This window comes from Myxococcus sp. SDU36 (assembly GCF_030168875.1).
Lineage (GTDB): Bacteria > Myxococcota > Myxococcia > Myxococcales > Myxococcaceae > Myxococcus > Myxococcus vastator.
In genome coordinates, this window is the sequence record NZ_CP077414.1 from 4,608,994 (window position 1) to 4,632,330 (window position 23,337).

Below are 23,337 nucleotides of genomic sequence, written 5' to 3' on the forward strand. Positions count from 1 at the left end.
GCGGGGGCCCGCCTCCGAGCTCAAAGACGCGGGAGCGGTGCCCGGGTGACTCACACCCCATGGCACGGTTCCTGATTGCGAATTAGAGGGGAGCGGCGCGCGCGCGTCAAGGCGCCCTCGCCTGCTCCCCTGCTCTCACAACCCATTGAACGGACACGGGAAAATTGCTCAACCCTCCGCGCGAGCAATCACGGCGCGCGCGGCCTCCACGTCACGCTTGATCTGCCCCGTCAACTCCCCCACCGAGCCGAACCGCTGCTCGGGGCGCAGGCGGTCGAGGAACTGCACGCGCAGCTCCTTGCCGTACAGGTCGCCGGTGAAGTCGAGCAGGTGCGCCTCGATCGTCACCTCCGTGCCGCCAAAGGTGGGCTTCACACCGATGTTCGCCGCGCCGCCATGCCAGGTGCCTTTTGACTCGCCCGGCAGTTGAACGCGGATGGCATAGACGCCCGGTGCGGGGCGCAGCTCGTTCTGCGTGTCCACGTTCGCCGTGGGGAAGCCAATGCCCCGTCCCCGCCCCGCGCCCGTCACCACCGTGCCGTCCAGGTCGAAGGGACGGCCCAGCAGGCGCCGCGCCGCGGACACGCGCCCCTCCAGGATGTACTCGCGCACGCGTGATGACGACGCCACCACGCCATCCACCGTGACGGGCGCAACCACGTGCACCGTCGCCCCGCGCCGGGACGCCGCCTCGCGCAGCGTCTCCACGGTGCCGCGCCGGGCAGCGCCGTAGGTGAAGTCGCTGCCCACCACGACGTGCGCGACGCCGAGCGCGTCGAAGAGCGCGGCCTCGAAGTCCGCGGGCGGCGTGCGCGCGTATTCGCGCGAGAAGGGCTGCACCACCGCCGCGTCCAGTCCGCACGCCTCGAACAGCTCCAGCTTGCGTGGCAGCAGGGTGATGAGCTTCGGCGCCAGCTCGGGCTGGAGCACCTTGCCCGGGTGGGGATTGAAGGTGAAGGCGGCGGCCCGCCCGTGGCGACGCGCCTCCGCGAAGAGGGCCTGATGGCCCACGTGCACACCGTCGAAGTTGCCCAGCGCGAGCGCCTGTCCGGCCAGCGCTCGGCCCGCGTCCGCCACCGCAGGGAAGACCTTCATGGGCTCCCGTATACTCCAGGCCTCGCGTTTTTCCCTGGCCAAACCCGTCGCCGCCATGGTTGGTGGCGCCCGCCCATGACCCGTCCTCGCCTGCTCCCCGAGCCCGTCGGCCTCAAGTTCGTCACGCTGGAGACCCCGCCGGACTGGGACGCCGAGTTCGGCTTCAGCGGACCGCTCGAGCTGGAGATCGGCTCCGGCGTCGGCGGCCACGCCCTGGAGTACTGCCGCCGCCACCCCGAGGTGCGCTTCGTCGCCTTCGAGTGGCGCAAGAAGTACGCGCGCGACACCCAGGACCGCGGCGACAAGGCGGGCCTGCGCAACCTGCGCGTCATCGAAGCGGATGCCCGCTCCATCGTGCCCCGCATCTTCGCGCCCGACTCGCTCGCCGCCATCCACCTCCAGTTCCCCGACCCCTGGTGGAAGCGCTCCCACGCCAAGCGCGCCGTGATTCAGCCCGCGTTCGCCGAGCTGCTGTACGGCAAGCTCGCACCGGGCGGACGCTTCGACATGCGCACCGACGTCCAGGACCGCGGCGTGACGATGCTCAGCATCCTGGAATCCGCTGGTTTCAAGAACCCCCTGGGTTCAGGCGTTTTCCATCCTTACGACCCGGAGGAGGTGCCCTCCACGCGGGAGCGCCGCTACCTGGCCAGCGGCGAGCCCGTGTACCGGGCGCGGCTACTGAAGCCTGCCTGACGTCGGTGCCACGGGCGGTCGCCGAGCCGCTTGCATCCCAGGCACGGGCCGTGAGAATGGCGGGCAACCCCGCACCGCGGGATGACCGCACCGGGGGCGAGACATTCATGGCGGATGGCGAACGGAAGAGGACGCTGGAGGTCGCCCGCCGTTCCCCGCCCTTAGGGGAACTCAGTGGCCGCGCGGTGCTCATCGTGGACGATGACCCGGTGCATGTCCGGCACGTGCGCGACGGCCTGGCCCCTCACGGCTACGTCTTCACCGAGGCGCATGACGGTGCCCAGGCGCTGTCCGCCATCCGGGAGTCCCGCCCCGACCTCATCCTCATGGACGTGGAGATGCCGGGGCTGGGCGGCGTGGAGGTGTGCCGCATCGTCAAGGCGAACGCGGGTGAGGACGGCTTCGGCTTCATCCCTGTGATTCTCATGACGGCCCGGCAGGCCGCGGGAAAGGTGGAGGGGCTGGAGCTGGGCGCGGATGACTACCTGGTGAAGCCCTTCGACATGCTCGAGCTGTCGGCCCGCGTGAAGTCCATGCTGCGGCTGAAGGCGCTGCAGGACGCGCTGGTGGAGAAGAACCGGGAGTTGGACCGCGCCAACAAGGAGCTGGCGGCGCGGCGCGAAGAGCTGCTGACGCTCACCCGCACGGATGCCCTCACCGGCCTGTCGAACCGGCGCGCCCTGGAGGAGCGGCTGAACGACGAGTTCGCCCGCGCTCGGCGTTATGGGGCGCCCCTGTCCCTGGTGATGCTGGACATCGACCACTTCAAGCGCATCAACGACAGCTTCGGGCACCCCTTCGGGGACCACGTGCTGAAGGCCGTGGCCCAGACGGCGCGGGCGCGGCTGCGGGAAGTGGACCTGCTGGCGCGTTACGGCGGCGAGGAGTTCATCGCCCTGCTCCCGGAGACGGGCCCCGCGGATGCGCTCCGGGTCTGCGAGCGGGTGCGCGACGCCATCGCCGCCCTGGAGCTAGAGCATGTGGGGGGGAGTGGCAAGCCGCAGTGCGTGCGGCTGACCGCGTCATTGGGCGTGGCCACGGTGCCGTCGGGCGACCTCCCGAGCGTGGAGGCGCTGCTGCGGGCCGCGGACGCCTGCCTCTATGCGGCCAAGGGAGCAGGCCGCAATCGCGTCCATCAGCACGCCGCGTGACATGTCCGAACCTCGGGCTTTCCCCCGGCGACGCTTTGACCTAAACCCCTGTCCCCATGCGTCTCTCCGCGACGATGCCCTGGCTGGTAGCGCTGGTCCTGCTGCTGGGCCTGGGTGGCTGCAACCGGCCGCGCTTCGGCACCCCGCAGGACGCCTACACGTCCTTCCACCGGCTGGTGAAGCGAGGGGAGCTGCAGCAGGCGTGGGGCGCGCTGTCCAAGCCCACCCAGGACGCGCTGGCGCAGCGGGCGCAGGTGGTGGGCGCGGCCTCCGGTGGTGAAGAAAAGCCGGAGCCCCTGGCCCTCTTCTTCGCGAATGTCCCTCCGCCTCCGGATGTTACGGAGGTCTCGCTGGTCCGGGAGGAGGGAGACGTGGCGACAGTGCTCGTGCGTGCGGGAGGCAGCTCCCACGAGGTCCGGATGGTCCGAGAGCCGTCCGGGTGGAAGGTCGATCTTTCAGCATCCCTCCAGCCGTGAAGCCGGGCATGCCCGGAAAACTCGCATCAGGTAACGTACGACTGTGAACGACAGGAAGACACGGCGGGTGATTCCCGCGGTCGAAGTCATCCGGCGCCCGGCGACGACGCCCGGCACTGCCGCCCCGACTCCGGCGCCCACGCCGCGCCCCACGCCCACCCCGCGCCCCACGGGCGTGGCGCCCACACCCCGGCCTGCTGCTGGCTCGGCGCCACTGCCGACGCCGCGTCCCACGCCCACGGGTAGCGCGCCGGCGGAAGCGCCAGCGACAGCGGCCCCCACGCCCCGCCCGACGACGGGCGTGACGCCTGGGGCTCGCCCGCTGACTCCACGCCCCTCGGGCCCTGGCACGGGTGCGCCTCCGGGTAGGGCCCCCGGTGGTGGGTTCGGCGGACGCCCCGGTGGCTTCCGGCCCTCCACGCCCCGGCCCCCCCCCACGCCCGAGCAGATTCAGGCGCTGGCGGTGCGCGAGCGCGTCCCCGCCCGCATCGCGAAGGGCGAGCTCGAAGGGAAGATGAAGTGCCGCATCTGGCGCAAGCTGCACGCCGAGGAGGCGAAGCGCTTCGACCAGGTGTACGAGCTGATGGGCCAGACACCCAGCCTGTCCCTGGGTGACGCCTTCGGCGTGCTCCAGAGCGGCATGACGGTGGCGGAGTTCATGGCCCGCAAGGAGCGCACCCAGCGCAAGGCGGCCATCAAGCAGGCCCGCGGCGAGGTCGAAAACGCCGTGGTCGCGGACTTCCTGGCCCGGCTCATCAGCGACAAGGCGGAGGTCTCCGTGGTGCTGGCGGAGCGCTCGCTGCTGGACACGCTGCTCGGCGAGGAGCCCATCGCCTTCACGCTGGAGCGCACGGGTCGCCTGGAGAAGCTCCAGGTGGTGCTGCTGGCCCGGCGCGGGGACTGGGAGCGGCTGCTGCCCGGACTGGAGCGCGATGCCAAGCTGACGCAGAAGCCGTCCGCGGTGGCGCGTCAGCCGGACAAGCGCCCCCATTCGGACCCGCGCGCCTTCCTGGACCACCTGGGGCAGACGGTGCGGATGGTGCTGCGCAACGGCATCACCCTCCAGCTTCCGCTGATACGCGTGGGCCGGTTCGACCTGCTGCTGGGCGAAGAGGGCCACGAAGTCTTCGTCCCGCTCCACGCCCTGCTGCGCTTCGAGCCCGTCACCTCCCCCTCCGAGAGCGCCCCCGCGGACGAGGCCTGAGGCCCATCCCCGCGGGGGGCGCGGCCCCTCACCGCCGAGACCTCCATGCGTCAGTTCATCTCCCGCATCATCAAGCCCTGGCTCGCCCTGGCCGCGACGGCCGCCCTGGTGGGCATCACCCAGCAGGGGTGCACGAAGGACGCCGACGCGGCGAAGGCCCCCGCCGTCCCCGAGAAGCGGGAGAACGGCGTGCGCGTCGTCGAGCTGTCCGTCACGGAGAAGGGCTACGAGCCCAGCCCGGTGAGCCTCAAGAAGGGTGAGCCGGTGAAGCTGGTGGTGACGCGCAAGACGGACCACACCTGCGCCACCGAGGTCGTCATGGACGGCTACGACATCAACACGCCGCTGCCGCTCGACCAGCCGGTGGAGATTGCCTTCACGCCGAAGGAGTCCGGCAAGCTGGTGTACGGCTGCGCCATGAACAAGATGATTTCCGGCGTTTTCATGGTCGACTGACGGACGCTGGCCGATTTCTGGGCAGCGCCGCCGGGAGGAGTAGTCTGCGCGGCCTGAATGGGCGGCGCGGCGGAGCTCTTCACCCGGCATGTCTTCCTCGACCTCGAAACCACGGGGCTGGACCCGCGTGTGGACGAGGTCATCGAGCTGGGCTGCATCTTCTTCGAGAACGGGCGCGAGGTGGAACGCTTCGCGCGCCTGTACTCGGCGTCGCGGCCCCTCCCCCTCACCATCCGGCGGCTGACGGGCCTGACGGACGCGGACCTCGAAGGGCATCCGCGCTTCGGCGCCGACATCGCCGAGCTTCGAGAGAAGCTCTCCGGCTGGACGGTGGTGGCGCACAACGCGCCCTTTGAAAAAGGCTTCCTGCCGGACCTGCTGGGGCCCATCCGCGCCCCGGTGCTCGACTCGTGCGAGCTGATGCACTACCTGCACCCGGAGCTGCCCAGCCACTCGCTGGAGTCGCTGCTGCGCTGGGGCGGACTGGCCCTGCGCCAGCCGCACCGCGCGGTATCGGACTGCGAGGCGGTGTACTCAGTGCTGGTGCACGCCATGGAGCGCTGCATCCGCGAGGGCCGTGGCGATGACGTGGTGGACCTGCTCGCCGCGTTGGATCCACGCAAGGGCGCGGAGCTGCGCCTGGCCATGGAGGGCGTGGGCCTGAAGGACGGCGCGAGCGGCGCGTTCGACTACGAGGAGTGGCCGCTGGTGGACCTGCTGTCGCGACTGGCCGCCGCGTGCCGCGCGGAGGCGGCGCCGCTGGCGCTGGAGGCGCAGGGCTTCCTTCGCGGGAAGCCGGAGCGGCGGCGTGCGGGGGGCGCCACGGCGCTGCCTGAGCCAGAGGCAGATGCCCCCGTGCTGCCGGTGCGTCCGGACGAGGTCTCCGCGCTGCTGGGCGCGAATGGCGCGCTGGAGCAGGCCGGTGAAGGGTTCCTGAGCCGGGCCGCGCAGCTCGACGTCGCGCAGGCGGTGGCGCGGGCGCTGTCGGACGGCGGGCAACTGGCGGTGGAAGCCGGCACGGGCACGGGCAAGTCGCTGGCGTACCTGGCTCCCGCGGCGCTCTTCGCGGCGCGCAACGGACGCAAGGTCGGCGTGGCGCCGCACACCAAGACGCTCCAGGACCAGCTCCTGGAGAAGGACCTGCCGCGGCTTCACCGGGCCACGAAAGGCGCCTTCGGCTACGCCCTGCTGAAGGGCCAGACGAACTACCTGTGTCGCCGCCGCGCGCTGGAGGCGACACGGGTGGAGCCCGGCATGGGGCACGCCGCGCGCGCGCCTCGGGCGTACCTGCGCGCGTACCTGCGCCGCAGCGGCGAGGGCGACCTGGACCGGCTGAGCCACTGGTTCCGCGAGCGCTTCCCGGTGCTGATGGCGTTGGTGCCCGCCGTGCGCTCCGAGGCGTCGACGACGCTGGGCGAGAAGTGCCCGCACTTCCACCGCTGCTTCTATCACTCGGCCGTGGCGCAGGCCCGTGAGGCGGACGTGCTGGTCATCAACCAGTCGCTCGCCTTCGCATGGCCCGCGCGCTACCCGAAGCTGGACCACCTGGTCCTCGACGAGGCGCACGAGGTGGAGGACGTCGCCACCACCGCGCTGGCGCTGGAGCTGTCGGACCTGGCCTTCCTCCGCCTCACCGAGCGGCTGCACGGAAGGGACGGACGACGCGGCCTGTTCGCCGAGCTGCGCAAGGCGCTGAGCGCTTCGCGCCGGACGGAGACACGGGCGCTGATGGGCGAGGTGGAGGATGGGCTCCGCCGGTTGCTCGACGACGCGCGCGACCTCGGCGCTCGCGTGACGGAGCTGTGTGAGCCCGCAGCCACCGCACTGGGCGAGGACCCGGACGAAGGCGCGTACTCTCCGGAGCTGCGCATCACCGCGACCGTGCGCGCCCTACCCGCCTGGGAGCCGGTGCGCGACGGACTGGAAGGCGTGCGCGGCGCGCTTCAGGCGCTGCATGTCCTGCTGTCCGTGCGTGTCCTGGCCGCGCTCCCCGAGCTGGCGGCTCGGCAACCCGCGCTGGAGCGGGAGCTGTCCGGCGCCACCACGGAGCTGGGCGAGCTCGCCGTGCTCGCGGGCGAGCTGTCCGGTGAAGCCGCGCCAGGACGGTGCTACGCGGCCACGGCGGAGCCGAAGCGGCAGCGGTGGAGCCTGAGCGCCCAGCCGGTGGATGTCTCCGCCTACGTGTCGAAGGACTTCGCGGAGAGCAAGCGCACCCTGGTACTCGCATCCGCCACGCTGGGCACTGGCGACGGCTTCCCCTTCGTCCTCCGTCGCCTGGGGCTCGACGGGCGCGGAGGCCGGCCCGCGCCCCGGCTGGTCCGCGCGGCCACGCCCTTCAAGCTGCAGGAGCAGGCGCTGGTCGTGCTCGTCACCGATGCGCCTCGTGCGCACGAGGAAGCCTTCATCGAGTGGGCCTCGCTCCGGATTTCGGGCCTGGCACAAACGATGGGCGGCCGGGTGCTGGGGCTGTTCGCGTCGACGCGCCGCATGGAGCGCGTGGGCACGAGCGTGCGCGGACGGCTGGACCCGCTGGGCATCGAGGTGCTGCGGCAGTCACGCGGGCACAGCCGCTCGCTGGCGGCACGGCAGGAGAAGGACACGGGCACCGTGCTGCTGGGGACCAAGAGCTTCTGGCAGGGCGTGGACATCCCCGGCCGCGGCGTCGGCTGCGTCTTCATCGACAAGCTGCCGCTGGAGCCCGCCATGCGTCCGCTGGTGGCCGCGCGCGAGGAGCCGCTGTCCCGGAACGGCGGCGAGTACATGGGCTTCCTCCACTACCGGTTGCCACGCGCCCTGCTGCAACTGCGCCAGGGCGTGGGCCGACTCATCCGGGCCACGACGGACCGGGGCGTGGTCATCATCTCGGACCCGGGGCACCCCAGTTACCGTGGCCACCTGATGAACGCGCTGGAGGGCTATCGCGTCGAGGCGCTCCCGTGGGCCCAGGCGCGCCTGCGCATCCACGCGATGCTGAAGGAGACGGGGCTCACCGTGGAGTCAGGACCCGCGCGGTCCTGGGGGTGAGCCCCGGAGCGGCTCAGTCCTCGAGCCGGGTGCGGTAGCGCGCATCCAGGGCGCGCAGCTCGTGGATGAGCTCGGGGGAGGCGCCCGAGTGCTCCGCGGCCAGGAGCGCGTTCGACAAGGTCCTCGCGTCCTCCTCATTCTGCTCGCGGAGGCGCTGCACCATCTTCCGCGTGGCCTCGAAGAGGTCCTGGAGGTCGTCGCCATCCCGGAGCCCGTGCTGGGGTGGGCGCAGCCGGCCGTCGTGGACCTCCTGCACCATGCGGCGGATGCGGAAGAGCGGGCCCGCCACCTTGTGCGTCACCACGATGGTCCCCAAGCCCACCACCGCGATGAAGGCCACCAGGAAGCCCCCCAGCGCCCACCAGGTGAGCTTCTGCTGCCGCTCCAGCTCCGCGCGTTGGGCGATGATGGCGGCGCGCTCGGCCTCGTAGGCCGCGTCGATGGCCCGTGCCTTCTCGCGGAAGCTCGCCTCGAACGTGGGGTCGTCCATCCGCGTCAGCAGCTCATTGGAGAGCGTGGCGCCAGACAGCTCGCGGCTCACCTCCGCCGCGCGGGAGCGGGCCTCCACCGCCGTCGCCGTCTCGCGCATGAGCGACCGCGCGCCTCTCACGAGGAACACGCCCAGCAGCGCCGACAGCACGAGCGTCACCGACACGATGTACGCCGTCAGCTTGAGCTGGAAGCCCGTTTCGAGGAGGAAGTTGCGCCAGCGCCGCTTGGGTGGCGTCAGGGGCGCCGTGGTCGTCGTCATGTCTCGCTGCTCCACTCGAAGGTCTCCGCCGCTTCCTCCACCGCGCGAGGTACCAGCGCCTTGAGGAGATCGCCAGGCTGAGCGCCCGCGGCATTCACTTCCACCTGCCCCATCAGCGACAGGTCCGGGTAGGTGAGGCACACCAGCGCCACCCTCAGCCCGCCGCTGTCCGTCGCATGAAGCTCCGGGGTGACGCGGTAGCCCCGCACCCGAAGCTTCTTCAGCGTGCCCTTCGCCGCCGCCTTCGTCTCCTTTGCGGGCGCGAGCTGGGCCCCGCTCCGCATCAGCCGCGAGCGCAGCCGCGCCTCCGTCGCCTTCACCAGGTCGGCGGGGAGCTTGCCCGTGCGGTCCTTGACCGCCTCGAGCTGCACGTAGAAGCGCGGCGGGCGGGACTGGTACTCCTTCAGGGTGACCACGGCCTCGCGCACCGCCGCCTGGACCGACGCGTCCGCGTCCGCCTTGTGGGCCTGGAGGCAGGCGAGCCCGTCGGGCTCCAGCAGCTTCGCCAGCCCCTTCGCCACGGCCGCGCGCACCAGCTCGCTCTCGTCCTTCAATCCGTTGCACAGCAGCGGCACGGCCTCCGGGTCCTCCGTGGCGCCGAGCACCAGCGCCGCCTGCGAGCGCGAGCGCGGGTCCTTGCTCTTCTGGAGCTGCTTGCCCAGGAAGGCAATACGGGAGCTGCCCTGGGCCAGGGCCGCGCAGGGCGCGAGGAGCAGCAGGACGAGGGCGGAGGAAAGCAGCTGCATGTGCAGAGAAGGAGTCCGGAGAGTCTAGCGCCGTCTGACGATTGCCGAACAGTTGCATGGCCTTGCACCTGGAAGACAGTGGGTCATGCCCACGCCCACCTTGGAGGGCCGACCCGCTTCTGTCAGTCCGGGTGTCTGTCCAGACCTGGGGATGCGCTGGGAAGGGCGCCCGATGCGGGGCCGTCACAGCGGCCCGGGCTCGGCCCCTGTGGCCCTACAACCGGTGCCTCCCGCCTCCGCCACCACAGCAGGACCGGCAGGAATCGAGCCATCCGCTCGGGGATGTGGCCTTCATGGGGTAATGTGCGCCTCTCCAGGAGGGCTCACCAGGTGTCTTTCACGTCCCGGTTGGAAGGTCTGCTCCAGAACGTGGGGTTGGGCGGTATCGTGGGTGAGGTGCGCGCGCGACTCGGGCTCAAGGAGTCCCGAGACACATCCGCGCCCCGGTCCTCGGACTTCCCCTCACCTCCTCCTCGTGGCGCCCCACAGCAGACCGTGGTCGAGCGCACGCCGCGTCCCAGGCCAGTCGTCTCCCAGCCGGCCGACGCGTCGGCACCGGAGCCGACCGAGGCAGAGCGCACCCCGCCGCGTGGTGCGGTAACCACCGACGCTGTCGCACCTTCGGCTGCCCAGGCCGCGACGCCAGAGCCTTCCCGAAAGGTGACGGCGAAGGAGCCTCGCACGGGGGCGAAAAAGAAGAAGCCCGCAGCACGGCAGGCGCAGAGCAACACGGGAGCCAAGTCGGAGAAGCGGACGGCCCGCCCGGCCACGAAGACGAAGAAGCGAGCGCGCCCCGATAAGAAGGCCGGTTCGCCCGCGACCGGAAATGGTGGCACCGCCGTGGACCAGTTGCTGTTCGCGTTGCGCAGCCATCCGCGGCAGCAGGATTTCATCTCGGCAGGCAAGCAGAAGGACCAGCTCGTGCGGTCGCTCATCCCCCTCTATCTCGCACGCTCGCTCGACGCGGAGCTGGAGGTGACGTCTGGGACAACGTCGCGATTCTGGGGGGAGCTGGGTGTCACCTACGCCGCGCCGAACGCGGCCAAGGCACTCCGCCTACACGGTGGTTACGCGCAGGACACCCAGAAGGGCAAAGCCATCACGGCCAGGGGCGTCCAGTACGTGGAAGAAATGCTGAGTCGTTTCGGGAACGCCTCTTCGGGCACCTGACTGGCGAGTGAATGACATGGACACCTGGGCGCGGCGGGCACCGCCGTCTGCGTTTCCTCCTCGACGGCACGCCCTGGCATTCACCACTCCGGAATTATTGATGCACCAAGTTGACTACAATCAGGTCACCCGCTGACGCATCCACTCCCGGCGCGCCCGCTACTCCTCGAAGCCCAGTTCTTTCAGATAGTCTGCGGACCGAGAATGGCCCAGAGCTGCGGCCAACCTGAGGTACCGAGCTGCGCGTGTCCTGGATTTGGGCACGCCATTGCCTTCCCCGTACATCTGTCCAAGGCTAAAGAGGGCACTAGCGTTACCTTGTTCTGCGGACTGTTGGTACCACCTGAGAGCCCCCAGTATGTCTGTAGAGCCCCCGACACCATTGAGACACATCCAACCCAGGACGCATTGGGCATCGGCATTTCCCGCATCGGCGGCCTTCTTGTAGATTTGAATGGCTCGTCCTAGATTCTTCCGGACGCCTCGGCCCTGCTCGTAGGCAAATGCGACGTAGAGGTGTCCCTCCGCCCGGGCGCACCCGGCAGGCACTTGAAGTCTGGTCGGAGAGAGTGTTAGGCGGGCCGCCAGCGACTCGTGGCCAGTCGTCAGAGCACCGCCTCGAGCGCATCCGAGAGGGCCAGCAGCAAGGCCAGCTTCCGCTTCTGGCGGCGGTCGGCGTGGTTTGCGTCACCGGCAACCCAGCCGGCGAGGCTCTCGAAGTCATCGCGGGTGCCGCTCAATTCGTAGTCCATGCCCTCGTCATCGAGCCCTTCGACTCGCTTCGCCGAGGCGAGCACTTCCTCGGAGCATGGGTAGTCGAGGTGCTTGAGCAGCGCGAGCGCGTCGGCGGAGATGTAGATGCGGAGCTTCCTCTGGTTCTTCGGCATGCCGTCCTCCGCCGAGAACCATACGAGAGGGCCACGCCTGCCTGCGAGGCGCGAGGGGCCTTGGCGCTCAGCGCGCAACTGCCGCCTTGCCGCGCACGGCTTCGGGATGCGAGCGCTTCCATTCTGTGGGCAGCAGCGCGGGCATGTCGCGGAGGCACAGCTTCTTGGTGGCCAGCCGGGGCAGGACGTCCGCCAGGTATGCGACGGGGTCTACCTCAGCCAGCTTGCAGCACCCCAGGAGGGTGTATGCGATGGCGGCGCGTTCGCCACCCGCGTCACTGCCGGCGAAGAGGAAGTTCTTCCTCGTCAGCGCGGTGCGGATGTGCAGGCGCTCCACGACGGTGTTGTCGATGGGGATGACGCCGTCTTCGAGGTAGCGTCGCAACGCCTGTTGATGATTGAGCAAGTACCGGATGGCCCGGCCCAGCGGAGAAGAGGGCGGCTCATTGGGTTGGTGGGCAATCGCCCAGGCAATGAGGTCGTCGTAGACGGGTTTGCTGCGCTCCTGCCGCCCTCGCCGGCGCTCGTCAATGGTACAGGCCTTGAGCCGTCGCTCGATGGCGAAGAGTCGCTTGAAGGCCGCCAGCGGCAGCGCGGCTCGCTTGTCGCCGCCGTCCAGGGCCTTCCGGAAGTAGCGCCTCGCGTGCGTGTTGCAGCCGCACTCCAGCAGGCCCGCCCGCTTGAAGGACGCGTCGAAGATGCCAGCCGCATCGGCCACCGTGCGGCCCTCTCGCAGCGCCAGCATCTGCGCGGGGCCCAGCTCCCCCTCGCGCTGGCCCTCCCGCTTTCCCGTCGAGTTGTACAGACACAGCGCGGTGTGCTGCGTGCCGCAGTCTTTCACGTCGGCGCCGACATAGCCCCAGATGGCGCCCAGGCGAATGCCCTTCGCATTCTTCGAGTCCAGCACCGGCAGCGACGTCGCATCCAGGTGCATCACCGTGGCGCCCAGCACCTTGGACATGGCCGCGCGCCACACTGGCCGGAGCGCCTCGGTCGCCCAGGCCACCTGGTCGGCGAGGGTGGAGAGGGCCACCTCGAGCCCCAGACGCTCGAAGCGCTCCACCTGCCGGCTCAGCGGCAACCCGTCGTAGTACTTCTCCACGAGAAGCTGGGCCACCAGCCTGGCGCCCATTCTCCCGCCGCTCACCACCTTCTCGCCCAGCGGGGCGCGGACCACCTCCGCCTCACACAGACGGCACGCGAGCTTCTCCCGCTTGTCCTGCCGGACGATGACCTCCGCCGGAATCAGGTCGATGACCTCCGTCACCTCGTGCCCGACGCACTCTCGCGCCTCTGCGCACCGCGGGCACGGACGCTGCGGTGCGGGCACCGGGATGACGTTCTCCACCCGGCGCAGATTCGTGGGAATGGGGCGGGGGGCGGGGCGCGTCCGCTTTGGCCGCGCTGGTTCCTCTTGCGGAGGCTCCTCGTCAATGCCGGACGAGCGGCGAAGCCTTGCATCCACTTCCGCCACGTCGCCATCGGAGTTCGCCGGCAGTCCGTCGAGGAGCAGCTTCAGCTGCGTGGTGGACACGCCCTCGCTCTTCTTGCCCTTCGTCTTGGCGTCCTGAAGCAGCCGCTCCAGCTCCGAGTTTCTCGACACCAGCCTGGCCACCAACGCCACCACCTCTTCGGTGCGGCCCTCGGCGAGGAGCGCTTTGAGCACCTCCAGCACCGGGCCTCGGCGCGGCTTCTTCGTCGTCTCGGAGGTGGGCGCGGTACCTGGCAAGGCGCGGGAAAGGTAACCAGCCGCCGTGCCCGCGCCACACCCTCGAAGGAGATTTTCTTCAGGCCGAGCGCAAGTGCCCCGGGGGCTCCCAGCGCTGCGACGTCCGCGCGCGCTGCACGTCGATGCCCTCGAGCAGCATCGCCAACTCATGCACGTCGAGTTCAATGCTGGTGGCGCCCAGGGCCACCTGGCTCGGAAAGGTGAAGGTGCCACGCTCGAGGCGCTTGTGTACGAGGGTGAAGCCGCCGCGCGTCCACAGCAAAAGCTTCACCTGGTTCTTCCGGCGGTTGAGGAAGACGAAGACGTGGCCGCTCAGTGGGTCCTTGGCCAGCACCTCGCGGACTTCGTTGCTCAAGCCATCGTGTCCTTCCGGCAGACGTGCGTGAAGGGCCCTGGTGCCCCCCGGTACCGTCCACGGCCCATTGGAGCGGACCGGGAGAGACACGGTGGCGAGAGGCAGTATAGCAGCGGAAGAGTTGGAGGCGTTGCGCGGGCGGGTGCAGCAGTGGCGGCTGACGCGTAGCCAGCAGGGACGGATGCCAGAGGCGCTGTGGAGGGAGGCGGTTTCGGCGGCGCAGCGCTACGGGGTGTCCCATGTCGCGCGCGCGTTGGGGGTGGGCCACGCCGGGCTGAAGGCCCGGACGTCGGCGGCGCACCCGCCGAAGCGTCAGGCCGGCGCGGCGAGCGGGCCGGACGGCTTCCTTGAGGTGAGCGCCGCGCAACTGCTGGGGCCGGCCCCGCCGCCAACCTCGTCATTGAGTACGTGGCTCGGGAGGGCAGCCGACTGACGCTCACCGTGCCCGCCTCGTGCCAGGGCTTCGACGTGCTGGCCCTGGTGGCCGCGCTGCGGGCCCATGATTCAAATCACTCCTCAAATGAGAGTGCTGGTGGCCATTGAGCCGGTGGACTTCCGCCGGGGCGTTGATGGGCTGGCGCAACAGTGCCGTGCGGCCCTCGCGGAAAACCCTTTCAGCGGAACGGTATTCGTCTTCCGTAACCGGCAGCGGACGGCGGTGAAGTTGCTCGTCTACGACGGGCAGGGCTTCTGGCTGTGTCACAAGCGCCTCTCCCAGGGGCGGTTTCGCTGGTGGCCCACGGCGAGTGAGGCGGCGGCCCCGCTGCGCGCCCACGAGTTGCAGGTGCTGCTGTGCGCGGGCGACGCTTCGGCCACGCAGGCCGCCCCTGAGTGGCGCCAGGTGGGCACGTAGGCCGCGTCGCCCTCCATGGGAGCGAGCCCGGACTCCCACGCCCCAGGCAGGCTTGCGCGCCACAAACCGGTTGTAGCGGGCATGGGCAAGAAGCAGCGCCAGCGGCTGGAGGTGAATCCGGCGGAGTTGGCAGTCATTGTCGAGCGGACGCGCGGGGCACTCAGCCAGGACGACTACGTGAAGCTGAAGGCCGCCATGGACACGCTGGCCTTCGTCACGGCGGAGTTGCAGGCGAAGGGGACGAGTCTCGAGCGGCTGCGCAGGCTTCTCTTCGGCGCGCCCACCGAGAAGACGGACGCGGTGCTGCGCAAGGCGGGACAGCCGGCTGGGCGCGTCCAGCACCAGGAGGAAAAGAAGGCCCCCGCCCCGGGGCACGGACGCACCGCGGCGGCGGCCTACACGGGCGCCAGCCGGAGAAGGTGGCGCACGCCTCGCTGCACGGTGGGGAGGTGTGCCAGGGCTGCTTGAAGGGCAAGGTGTACCCGCTGCAGGAGCCGTCCAAGCGGGTGCGGGTGAAGGGCATGGCCCCGCTGGTGGCCACCGTGTGGGAGTGCGAGAGGCTGCGCTGCAACCTGTGCGGAGAGGTGTACACCGCCCAGGCGCCCGAGGGCGTGGGCGAGGAGAAGTACGACGAGACGGCCGTGGCCATGACGGGGCTTCTCAAGTACGGCTGCGGGCTGCCCTTCCACCGCATTGAGAAACTCCAAGCAGGCGCTGGGATTCCCCTTCCGGCCGCCACCCAATGGGAGCTCGTCGAGGCCGCCGCCAGCAAGCTTCAGCCCGCCTTCGACGCGCTTGTCAACCAGGCGGCCCAGGCTCCGGTGCTCCACAATGACGACACCGTCATGAAGGTGCTGGCGCTGACGCGGGAGCAGGTGCAGGCGGCCGCCGCGGGGGCCCCGCTGAAGCGCACCGGCGTGCACACCTCGGGCCTGCTCGCCGTGGGCCAGGAGCACCCCATTGCCCTCTTCTTCACCGGACGCCAGCACGCCGGAGAAAATCTCGCGGACGTCCTTCAGCAGCGCGCCGCTGAACTCTCAACGCCCATTCAGATGAGCGACGCGCAGACGGCGAATGTGCCCGGGGAGTTCGCCACGCTGTGGGCCAACTGCCTGACGCATGCGCGGCGGGGCTTCGTCGACGTGGCCGCCGACTTCCCGGAGGAATGCACGCGCGTGCTGGAGGCCCTCCGGGAGGTGTACCGGGTGGACGCCGTCGCTCGGAAAGAGGGCCTGACGCCCGCGCAGCGGCTGGCGAGGCACCAGCGAGAAAGCCGCCCCGTCCTGGACGCACTCAAGGCGTGGCTGGAGGAGCAAGTCACCCAGCGCAAGGTGGAGCCCAACTCCGGGTTGGGCCAGGCCATTGCCTACCTGCGCAAGCACTGGGAGGAGCTGACCCTCTTCCTGCGCGAGGAGGGTGCCCCACTGGACAACAACGTATGCGAGCGGGCCCTGAAGAAAGTCATTCTTCACCGCAAGAATGCCCTCTTCTACCAGACGCTGAATGGCGCTCACGTGGGAGACGTCTTCATGAGTCTCATCCACACCGTGGAGTTGTGCGAGGGCAACCCCTTCAACTACCTGGTGGCGCTGCTTCGCCACCCGGAGGCGCTGGCGCAAGCCCCGGACGAGTGGATGCCCTGGAACTACCAGCAGGCACTGGCCGCGGCGGATGCGCCGCCGTCCGGGACCTGACTCACCCAGCCCCTGTCGCGAACGCCGGGCCGCCCATGCCCAGAAATCCGCGCGTCCGGGTGACCCTCAACGCAGGCGCAGCAGCGCTCCGCGCCTGCCCCCATTCTACTGGCCCCCGCCGGCACGCTCACGCACGCTTGCCGAAGGGACACGGTACAACGCCGCCACTAAAACCCCTCACAACCATGCCATCACCACTCCGTCTCCATCAAGTGCCGATTATAACCAACATCCACTCGCATTCCGTCTCCAGTAAACACGGAAACAAAATCACAGACACCATCGGTATACACCAACACATGATCCCTAGCCCTAACGTCAGCCGAGAACATAAAATCACCCTCCACCCCCTCAGCAACAAACACAAGAACCTCTCCTGGAACGAGAGTGTAGTCGGCAGCAAACGGCTCCAGCACAACCGTTTGTGGCTTACTCGATGAGTTAAAAAATGAAATCTTCTGCATCACGGACACGTCTTTTCCATTTCCGATATCATCCACCGCAAATAGTTAATCCTCGCATATAGAATATGATTCATGCTATTGCTAATTCTAGGCACCTGATCTGCATAATAATTAGCAACCACCTTAACAACCGAGAGGGTGATGCCTAGTTTTCGCATTTTATCCCAGTCCGGCCCCTTGCCTGGCCCCTTGGGTCCAGGCCACCCGACAGCGTCAGCGAACACTGCATTCGTAACCCCGGGTGGAAGTCCAGGCACCTGCGAGAACACAGCCTCAAGCTGCATAATGTCCGTTCCCGTCACACCATGGCTCGACATCGTCGATACCGCCCCAATCAGTCCAGCCCAGGTGCCCGCAGCCACGCCTTGCGCGGCCCGAGTCGCCGAAACAAGCTCAGTGAATCCGAGTTCCCACAACGAAACTTCAAGAGCGCTCAAGCCACTCGGGTCAATAAAGTTAACTGGGTCCCCACCGACATACGAATAAAGATTTGTATCTCCACCTCCGAAGAGAACTGGATCTTTGGTCGTCCACCGGCCGATCTCGGGGTCATAGTCGCGAGCCCCAAAGTGAACAAACCTCAAATGAGCATCATACAACCCGCCAGCAAAGACAAACGGCTGAAATCCAGGATTGGAGTCCGCAATAATCTTACCCCAAGCATCATATTCAAGCGACTGCACTACCGTACCATCCGCAACATCAACAACGAGACGAGGGCTTCCAATGCTATCCGAAAAAATACGATAAACCTCGCCATTTCTCATCATGTAGTCGGGAACATGGCCTCGAGTAGCGTAAACAAATCGACTCACCACCATCCCCGCCCCATTCAACTCCGCTACAATGCGCAACTGTCCGTCGAACAGAAAACCTTGAACAAGGACTCCGTTCACGCGTTTTCCTACGCGACGGCCATAGGGATCAACAACATACTCCAATTCCATCCCATCCGGCAAAACAGCACCAACAAGACTTCCCGTCGTGTCATACATATACTGAGTGACCTCGGCTCCTGCCGTCCTCGTTTTCAACTCCCCTCGGGCACCGTATGAATAGGTCGTCCCTCCCAGAGAGAGTAACCGGTCTTGGGCGTCATAAGTCGCGGTCGCAACCACTCCCACCTCTTCCATCGACGTACGATTGCCATTTAAGTCATACGAGTAGGCCGCGTAAGCAACTCCATCACGACTGACTGTCTCAAGACGCCCAGCCGAATCATAGGTATATCCCCAGGTCCGAGCAGAGCCTCCATGCATCGTCTCTGAACGCGTAGAAATGCGCCCCAATTCATCTCGAACAAGAGACTCGACATAAAGGGCTTGCGCTCCATACTTTGTTCCGCGACTGACAACCTCCCCGTACGAGTTGTACCCCTGGGTTGTTGACGTGCTTCCCAGAATTGTTCCGGACAGGAGTCCATTCAAAACATTGCGCGCAACAGTGAGTTCCCCAGCCGACAACAGAAGCCGGTCGCCGTCATAGACATACACAACAGGCGCCACCCCATCAACACTAACAGAGGCCACATCGAAGTTCGAGTTATAAGAATATCCGACACTGCCGGAAACACCGCCCCCCCACGCAACACTCGACACCAGTGTTCCATCATAATTAAAAGCGACGCTTGCACCATTGCCGCTGCTCGCCGCACCGTCAATGAGTCCAACGAGTTTCCCGGTGACAGGCGAATACTCAGCAGTAACGGTATGACGAGGTGTTGTTACCGAAGCGAATCGTCCACTGGCATCGTACGTAACCGCGACCGAGGTGCCGTCCGGATAGCTTGTCGATGTCAGCTCATCATCCAAATTATGTGTCGCCAACGTGCTGAGCGTACCCGTGCCAGTTGCCAGGGGCGGAGTGTAGACATCTTCCAAGCCGTTGGGTGTGTAGCCGAATATATGCGCAGGCTTCCCGGGGGGCTCTAATGACGTCAAATTCCCTGCGACATCATAGCCAAAGGAGACCGTTCGTGGGCCAGGTAGCGTAGTGCTTGTTATTCTTCCGGTGGCGTCCCGTGAAAAGCTAATCATTTGACCCGCTGAATTAGCGATGGATGCGAGTTCTCCCTTGGCAGCACCACTCAAGTGATAACTGAAGGCCCTGAGCCGGGAGCCCTGCGCAACTGACGCGAGCTGCCCATCAGGGTGATATACATACGAGATTGGTTCGATTCCCGGCACTTCAAGACGCGTGATGCGCCCTTGCTGATCCGTATCGGCGTAGACCTTCTTATTCATCGGACTGGTACGCGTAAACCGTCCTGTCGCCCTTGAGAATACTGTACTTGTAGTCTTCCCATTCAGACTGAAATTCCAAGTCGCACTACTATAGTCAAATGGATTGTCAACGTTGGCCCCCGTCGGGCGCGCTACGACATGACTGGCCGTTTCCACCCGCGTCAGACCCGACGGGAGCGTCGTCGTATGGCCCGCCACGAAAGGCGTGCTCATTCCAAAGCGAGGATCGTTGCCGTAGCGGACTGACTCCGTCGTACCATCTGGATATACGGTTGACGTAGATGCGTTGGAGCCAACGTTCGACTCGGTAAGAAACCCAGCAGGAGAAAGCATGGTGCGCCGCTGCTGCGACCCCACTCTTTCAGAAGTGTGCCGTGTGACGCGCCCCTCAGCCGTCGTCACGGAAACAGCGTAGCCATCCTTCCCTGAACCATACCCCGAGGCTGGCTTGGAGCGAGCGAGCGCCTTGAATCCTCCACCTGGATTCGTGTCCTTCACCAACCGCCCAGTCGAATCGTATTCGAAGATGTGCAAGCCATTTCGAGCGTCCGTCAGCGAGGTAAGCAGACCGCCCGCGCCATATCCCAAGACAATCGCTTCATTGTTGGGATTTTCGATTTGAGAGAGGAGTTCCTCCGACGAAACCAGCAACTCAGTCCGTTGACCACCTGGTGCCACAATTGCCGTCGGCCGTCCGTCAGGCTGGCGCTCGATTGTCGTGACTTGCGCATTGGCGTCCGTCAGGGAGACCAGTCTTCCCACAGAATCGTAGCCAAACGTAAGCAGCGTCGCTCCAGTCAGAGCATTGACAGTCCGGAGATGCCGCCCCCCAGCAAAAACATAAGCCTCACTCCCGTCCTCTGCTGGCACAAGGACTTCCCCCACTGCCAGTCCAGCATACGGCGTAACAACCTTGTAAATTGTGAAAGGCTGAACGAATCCAATATAGAGAGCCCCATTGCCATCAACGGCAATGCTGTACGGAGTACGAATTCTCGTCTGAACCGCATTGGCACCCGAGGGCGGATCTCCCGATGTCATGGCGCCAACTCCTGCGACCGTCGAAACGATACCATCGGGCCCGACACGGCGAACTCGAAACTGATCAGAAAAGTAGAGCGACCCATCCGGCCCAAGAGCCATCCCCCCCTGGTGGAGGCTGCCCGCCATACCAGCATTTATCGCTGGACCATCGTCGCCAGAGTACCCGTGAGTTGCATTGCCAACCACACTGCGCACGATACCGTCCGAATCAAGCTTCCGGATGCGGTATTCCGACGTTCCGCCAAAATACAGTGACCCGGCTGCGTCAAAACCCGCAGAAAGTGTTATTTGAGGCAGGCCGGTCTCCAAAGCGGGCACATCAGTCGCCACTCCGCCGTAGGTATCATGACCTACAACGGTCGTAATTATGCCTGCCGAATCCACTTTTCGGATCCGACGCCCCGATTGCCCCGAGTTGGCGCCCGTTGCAAAATAGACATCGCCATCCCGCGCAACTCTCAAGAACGAAACGTAACCAATCTTTGCCAGAAGAGCAGGACCGCCTTCTCCATTCGTCCCATTGGAAACGCCTGTTCCATCTCCCGCAAAGAGGTGGACAATGCCATCTGGTGCAACGCGGTAGATCCTGGAGCGCGCTGCGACGTAGTGACTACCATCCGGCCCCAAGGCATGCGCTGTGATTGACCCAAAACTGGTCTCAGTAGCAAGCGCTCCTGCACTACCATCCGAAACAGCACACCCCATCTGACAACCAATAACTGTATGGATGTACCCATCAGGCGTAATGCGCCGGACTAGTCCGCTATTCATTTCCAGCGCATAAAGAGAACCGTCCGAACCTGACACCAAGCGATGAAATCCAAAGTTTGAGTTAGCAGCCAACCCACCCTCGGTATAGGCCGTCCCCCTTCCTGCGACATATTGAAGAACTGCACCTATCGCCTTGGACGTCTGCCTCTCCCCATCTCCTCTATAGAGCAGCCCGCTCTTTGGTTCGAAGGAGTGATGGGCATTGAGCGTCCAGCCACCGAGCGCCTGAGCTAGCGTATTGTGGGCGACCAATTGCTTCGTCCAGCGACGCCACAGAATGAGTTCCAGCGTCTGTCGATTGCCAGTCGCGATGGCGCCGCCTCCACTGGAGCCGAAGCTGCGACCGCCCGACCGCGGGTCACGGTATACGCCCCGGTATGCGTAGCCTACTTCAACAAGAAAAGTCTGGGTTCCCTGGGGCATACGCCCCCACCTATCGAGCCCGTCCCACTGAAACGTGAAACTCCTGTTGGGAGTGCGTCCAAACCGATATCGCCACGTCCTGCCAGCGCCACTGATTTGGACGACGGCATAGTCTGCACTATCGGGCACGGTGGCCCCCGTTACCGGAATGACAAAACTATAACGACTGGTTCGTCCGGGCACACGGTCACTCTGATAATGCAACGAGTATGGCGTGCCCGTAACGGCCACAGCCTCCCCCAATGTTTGATTCTCACACTCAATAATGCTGCCCGACACCTTGCAGGAATTGGGCTCCGGCTCGTCAGCCTCCGGCTCTCTATTAGGCGGAGCCTCGGCGCCATCCGGAAATCCGAATGGCCAGTTACAATCCCAAGGCGTCAAATGCGTCAGCGGCACGCGCCAGAGCGACGTTCCGGGGGCATAGAGAATTGCCAAACGCTGCAACTCCTCCAGCGTAAACCCCAGAGAATTGAGGGACGGGCCTGTGTCCGACATTCCGTTCCCGGTAACGTCGACTTCAGCGATGCCATTCGAGATGCCGACAATCTTGATTACGCGACCATCGGCATCAGCTTTCCACTGGCCCACTTGCCTGTCGTAATAGCCAGTGGGCACTGCACCGCCGACGGGAAAGCCCAGGAAGTTGTCCAGGTAGAAGAAGACCGGCTGACTGAAGGACACCTGCGTCGCCCCGACAGCCAGCGCTTCGTCCAAGCTCCATTCAAGTGCGTATGTGTAGGCGCTCATCGGTGGCAATGTGCCCGGCATGGCCCGGGGACCGCCTTCACCAACGGTGTACTCCGTGGCCCGGACGGACATTGTCGAGAGCGGCTGAACCCCACCGCCAGGCAGCGTCATCGTTGCGCCGGTACCTGCGGGGACCAGGAGCGTGGCCTGCCGAGTGCCATCCACGTCCGTCACCGGATTGCCACGTGCCACCTGGAGCGTCGCGGCCGACGTACTGATAACTGTCACGGCGGTGTCGAGCGCAGTAAGAGCGACATCATCCACGCTCACCCACTCTCTCCATGGCGTCTGAATCGTGCGCTGAACCGGCAGGAGGTCTGCCTTCTCGAACTGCATGACAACGTGGCCGCCGCCATTGAGAGCGAACTCGTAGGAACCGTCGGCCCGGGTCAGCGTCTCGCCCCACTCAGGGTGCGCCAGGGCCGACACCTTCACCCCGGGCAACGGAGCGCCGACAGTGGTCAAGACCCGGCCGTAAGCGACAGCGACGCGTCGGCTGTCCATGGTGCCCGGCACGACGCCCGTTTGCGGCGGGTTGCTCCCCTCATAAAGGAAGGAAATCGAGTCTTCAAAATCCGTGGGAGTCCCCGTGTTCGCCAGCGGCGGAACGCCGGGCACTGAGGGGCCATCATCATGACTGAATGCCGCTGCTGGGATAATCTGCTGAGCTTGACCGGGGTACGCCCAGAATAGCTTTGCGTGCGCCAAGCCAGGACCTTCGAAATACTCCATGACAATGGGGTACGTCTGCCCGGCTACCAGCGAAGTCGTGCCCACCGATAGCGGATCGTTGTCATCTTCGAGCGTCCAGTTGTCGATGACATTCTGCCCGCCAATCCAAAGGCGTACGCCATCGTCAGTCGACGTGGTAAAAGTATACAGTCCTGTCGATGGCGCAGTCAGCGTTCCCGACCAGCGCACACTGAAGGTATCCGCGCTGGAGAGCGCGGTGCCAGATGGCATTCCGGAGCCCCAGAAGAAGTCCACCTGCGGATCAATGCGCGTAGTAACCAAGTCTTGCAGTGCATCATCATCGAAGTACTCAGCCCGGAGACCTGGCACCTGCAACGCTTGACTGCGAGCCGCCTTGGGTTCCGTCACGCTTCCGTCTGGCAACTCTTGACCGCAGCTTACAAACACCACGGCGAAGATGGCCGCGCTTGCAGCCCCCAACTTCTTCCACATCTTCCGCATAGACCCCGCCAGTCCCAGTACAGCCAGCATTCCCAGCACATCGCATTCACTGGCACAAACCGTCAAGTAGCCAACAGACCACCACGCAAATCGTTGCGTTGAGCAACCAATGGGCCAGCGCCTACTTGATGATCCCATCGAATATTCGTGAAGCGCGGTCG

At 66.1% G+C, this 23,337-nt stretch carries 19 protein-coding genes; 10 read left to right on the forward strand and 9 right to left on the reverse strand.

Annotated features, from left to right (window positions below; all coding sequences use genetic code 11):
* Positions 1 to 168: 168 nt before the first annotated feature.
* Entirely contained in the window at positions 169 to 1,095 is a 927-nt protein-coding gene (locus KGD87_RS18185; protein ID WP_284661447.1) for a bifunctional riboflavin kinase/FAD synthetase, read from the reverse strand.
* A 75-nt stretch (positions 1,096 to 1,170) separates the two neighbouring features.
* Here KGD87_RS18185 and trmB point away from each other — a divergent pair, with 75 nt between their 5' ends.
* From trmB to KGD87_RS18215, 6 genes are all read left to right on the forward strand, one after another.
* A complete protein-coding gene (trmB, locus tag KGD87_RS18190) occupies positions 1,171 to 1,791 on the forward strand; it encodes a tRNA (guanine(46)-N(7))-methyltransferase TrmB (RefSeq protein WP_284661448.1) in 621 nt (206 codons plus the stop codon).
* A 107-nt stretch (positions 1,792 to 1,898) separates the two neighbouring features.
* Positions 1,899 to 2,942: a diguanylate cyclase gene (locus tag KGD87_RS18195; protein WP_284661449.1), complete on the forward strand. Its 1,044-nt coding sequence runs from the start codon at positions 1,899 to 1,901 to the stop codon at positions 2,940 to 2,942.
* A gap of 56 nt (positions 2,943 to 2,998) precedes the next feature.
* Entirely contained in the window at positions 2,999 to 3,418 is a 420-nt protein-coding gene (locus tag KGD87_RS18200) for a hypothetical protein (protein ID WP_284661450.1), read from the forward strand.
* Between the two features lie 67 nt (positions 3,419 to 3,485).
* Positions 3,486 to 4,622 carry a hypothetical protein gene (locus KGD87_RS18205; RefSeq protein WP_284661451.1) on the forward strand — a complete coding sequence of 379 codons (1,137 nt, stop codon included), beginning with the start codon at positions 3,486 to 3,488 and terminating at the stop codon, positions 4,620 to 4,622.
* 45 nt (positions 4,623 to 4,667) lie between these two features.
* Complete coding sequence (locus tag KGD87_RS18210) at positions 4,668 to 5,078, forward strand: cupredoxin domain-containing protein (RefSeq protein WP_284661452.1); 411 nt, start codon at positions 4,668 to 4,670, stop codon at positions 5,076 to 5,078.
* A 57-nt stretch (positions 5,079 to 5,135) separates the two neighbouring features.
* A complete protein-coding gene (locus KGD87_RS18215; protein WP_284661453.1) occupies positions 5,136 to 8,102 on the forward strand; it encodes a helicase C-terminal domain-containing protein in 2,967 nt (988 codons plus the stop codon).
* Between the two features lie 13 nt (positions 8,103 to 8,115).
* On the opposite strand, the gene KGD87_RS18220 is transcribed toward KGD87_RS18215, so the two are convergent.
* Positions 8,116 to 8,853 (reverse strand): signal protein, encoded by a 738-nt coding sequence (locus KGD87_RS18220; RefSeq protein WP_284661454.1) that lies wholly within the window; start codon positions 8,851 to 8,853, stop codon positions 8,116 to 8,118.
* Complete coding sequence (locus KGD87_RS18225; RefSeq protein ID WP_284661455.1) at positions 8,850 to 9,599, reverse strand: HEAT repeat domain-containing protein; 750 nt, start codon at positions 9,597 to 9,599, stop codon at positions 8,850 to 8,852. Before KGD87_RS18225 ends, KGD87_RS18220 begins: the two co-directional genes overlap by 4 nt.
* A 660-nt stretch (positions 9,600 to 10,259) precedes the next feature.
* Here KGD87_RS18225 and KGD87_RS18230 point away from each other — a divergent pair.
* Positions 10,260 to 10,769, forward strand: a complete 510-nt coding sequence (locus KGD87_RS18230; protein WP_284661457.1) for a hypothetical protein — start codon at positions 10,260 to 10,262, stop codon at positions 10,767 to 10,769.
* A gap of 159 nt (positions 10,770 to 10,928) precedes the next feature.
* On the opposite strand, the gene KGD87_RS18235 is transcribed toward KGD87_RS18230, so the two are convergent.
* The 4 genes from KGD87_RS18235 to tnpB (KGD87_RS18250) all read right to left on the reverse strand — a co-directional run bounded on the left by KGD87_RS18235 (position 10,929) and on the right by tnpB (KGD87_RS18250) (position 13,830).
* Entirely contained in the window at positions 10,929 to 11,318 is a 390-nt protein-coding gene (locus KGD87_RS18235) for a tetratricopeptide repeat protein (protein ID WP_284661458.1), read from the reverse strand.
* A 56-nt stretch (positions 11,319 to 11,374) separates the two neighbouring features.
* Entirely contained in the window at positions 11,375 to 11,656 is a 282-nt protein-coding gene (locus KGD87_RS18240; protein WP_284661459.1) for a hypothetical protein, read from the reverse strand.
* 67 nt (positions 11,657 to 11,723) lie between these two features.
* Positions 11,724 to 13,385 carry an IS66 family transposase gene (tnpC, locus tag KGD87_RS18245; RefSeq protein WP_284661460.1) on the reverse strand — a complete coding sequence of 554 codons (1,662 nt, stop codon included), beginning with the start codon at positions 13,383 to 13,385 and terminating at the stop codon, positions 11,724 to 11,726.
* A 58-nt stretch (positions 13,386 to 13,443) separates the two neighbouring features.
* Entirely contained in the window at positions 13,444 to 13,830 is a 387-nt protein-coding gene (gene tnpB / locus KGD87_RS18250; protein WP_284661461.1) for an IS66 family insertion sequence element accessory protein TnpB, read from the reverse strand.
* A 442-nt stretch (positions 13,831 to 14,272) separates the two neighbouring features.
* Between tnpB (KGD87_RS18250) and tnpB (KGD87_RS18255) the strand changes: the two genes are divergently transcribed.
* The 3 genes from tnpB (KGD87_RS18255) (at position 14,273) to tnpC (KGD87_RS18265) (ending at position 16,287) form a co-directional block, all read left to right on the forward strand.
* On the forward strand, positions 14,273 to 14,593 hold the full coding sequence (tnpB, locus tag KGD87_RS18255) for an IS66 family insertion sequence element accessory protein TnpB (protein ID WP_284661462.1): 321 nt from the start codon (positions 14,273 to 14,275) through the stop codon (positions 14,591 to 14,593).
* An 81-nt stretch (positions 14,594 to 14,674) separates the two neighbouring features.
* Complete coding sequence (locus KGD87_RS18260; protein WP_284661463.1) at positions 14,675 to 15,061, forward strand: hypothetical protein; 387 nt, start codon at positions 14,675 to 14,677, stop codon at positions 15,059 to 15,061.
* The gene (tnpC, locus tag KGD87_RS18265) at positions 15,013 to 16,287 is read left to right on the forward strand and encodes an IS66 family transposase (protein ID WP_284661464.1); all 1,275 of its coding nucleotides are present in this window, start codon (positions 15,013 to 15,015) and stop codon (positions 16,285 to 16,287) included. The genes KGD87_RS18260 and tnpC (KGD87_RS18265) overlap by 49 nt, the downstream gene beginning before the upstream one ends.
* A 191-nt stretch (positions 16,288 to 16,478) precedes the next feature.
* On the opposite strand, the gene KGD87_RS18270 is transcribed toward tnpC (KGD87_RS18265), so the two are convergent.
* Together KGD87_RS18270 and KGD87_RS18275 are read right to left on the reverse strand one after the other, a co-directional pair.
* Positions 16,479 to 16,754 (reverse strand): hypothetical protein, encoded by a 276-nt coding sequence (locus KGD87_RS18270; RefSeq protein WP_284661465.1) that lies wholly within the window; start codon positions 16,752 to 16,754, stop codon positions 16,479 to 16,481.
* Complete coding sequence (locus KGD87_RS18275) at positions 16,751 to 23,206, reverse strand: PA14 domain-containing protein (RefSeq protein ID WP_284661467.1); 6,456 nt, start codon at positions 23,204 to 23,206, stop codon at positions 16,751 to 16,753. The genes KGD87_RS18270 and KGD87_RS18275 overlap by 4 nt, the downstream gene beginning before the upstream one ends.
* Between the last annotated feature and the right edge of the window lie 131 nt (positions 23,207 to 23,337).

What these genes read in the sequence shown, in the direction of transcription:
- KGD87_RS18185 (WP_284661447.1), bottom strand. Translation starts at nt 1,095, where the DNA reads ATGAAGGTCTTCCCTGCGGTGGCGGACGCGGGCCGAGCGCTGGCCGGA.
- trmB (WP_284661448.1), top strand. Translation starts at nt 1,171, where the DNA reads ATGACCCGTCCTCGCCTGCTCCCCGAGCCCGTCGGCCTCAAGTTCGTC.
- KGD87_RS18195 (WP_284661449.1), top strand. Translation starts at nt 1,899, where the DNA reads ATGGCGGATGGCGAACGGAAGAGGACGCTGGAGGTCGCCCGCCGTTCC.
- KGD87_RS18200 (WP_284661450.1), top strand. Translation starts at nt 2,999, where the DNA reads ATGCGTCTCTCCGCGACGATGCCCTGGCTGGTAGCGCTGGTCCTGCTG.
- KGD87_RS18210 (WP_284661452.1), top strand. Translation starts at nt 4,668, where the DNA reads ATGCGTCAGTTCATCTCCCGCATCATCAAGCCCTGGCTCGCCCTGGCC.
- KGD87_RS18215 (WP_284661453.1), top strand. Translation starts at nt 5,136, where the DNA reads ATGGGCGGCGCGGCGGAGCTCTTCACCCGGCATGTCTTCCTCGACCTC.
- KGD87_RS18220 (WP_284661454.1), bottom strand. Translation starts at nt 8,853, where the DNA reads ATGACGACGACCACGGCGCCCCTGACGCCACCCAAGCGGCGCTGGCGC.
- KGD87_RS18225 (WP_284661455.1), bottom strand. Translation starts at nt 9,599, where the DNA reads ATGCAGCTGCTTTCCTCCGCCCTCGTCCTGCTGCTCCTCGCGCCCTGC.
- KGD87_RS18240 (WP_284661459.1), bottom strand. Translation starts at nt 11,656, where the DNA reads ATGCCGAAGAACCAGAGGAAGCTCCGCATCTACATCTCCGCCGACGCG.
- KGD87_RS18260 (WP_284661463.1), top strand. Translation starts at nt 14,675, where the DNA reads ATGGGCAAGAAGCAGCGCCAGCGGCTGGAGGTGAATCCGGCGGAGTTG.
- KGD87_RS18275 (WP_284661467.1), bottom strand. Translation starts at nt 23,206, where the DNA reads ATGCTGGCTGTACTGGGACTGGCGGGGTCTATGCGGAAGATGTGGAAG.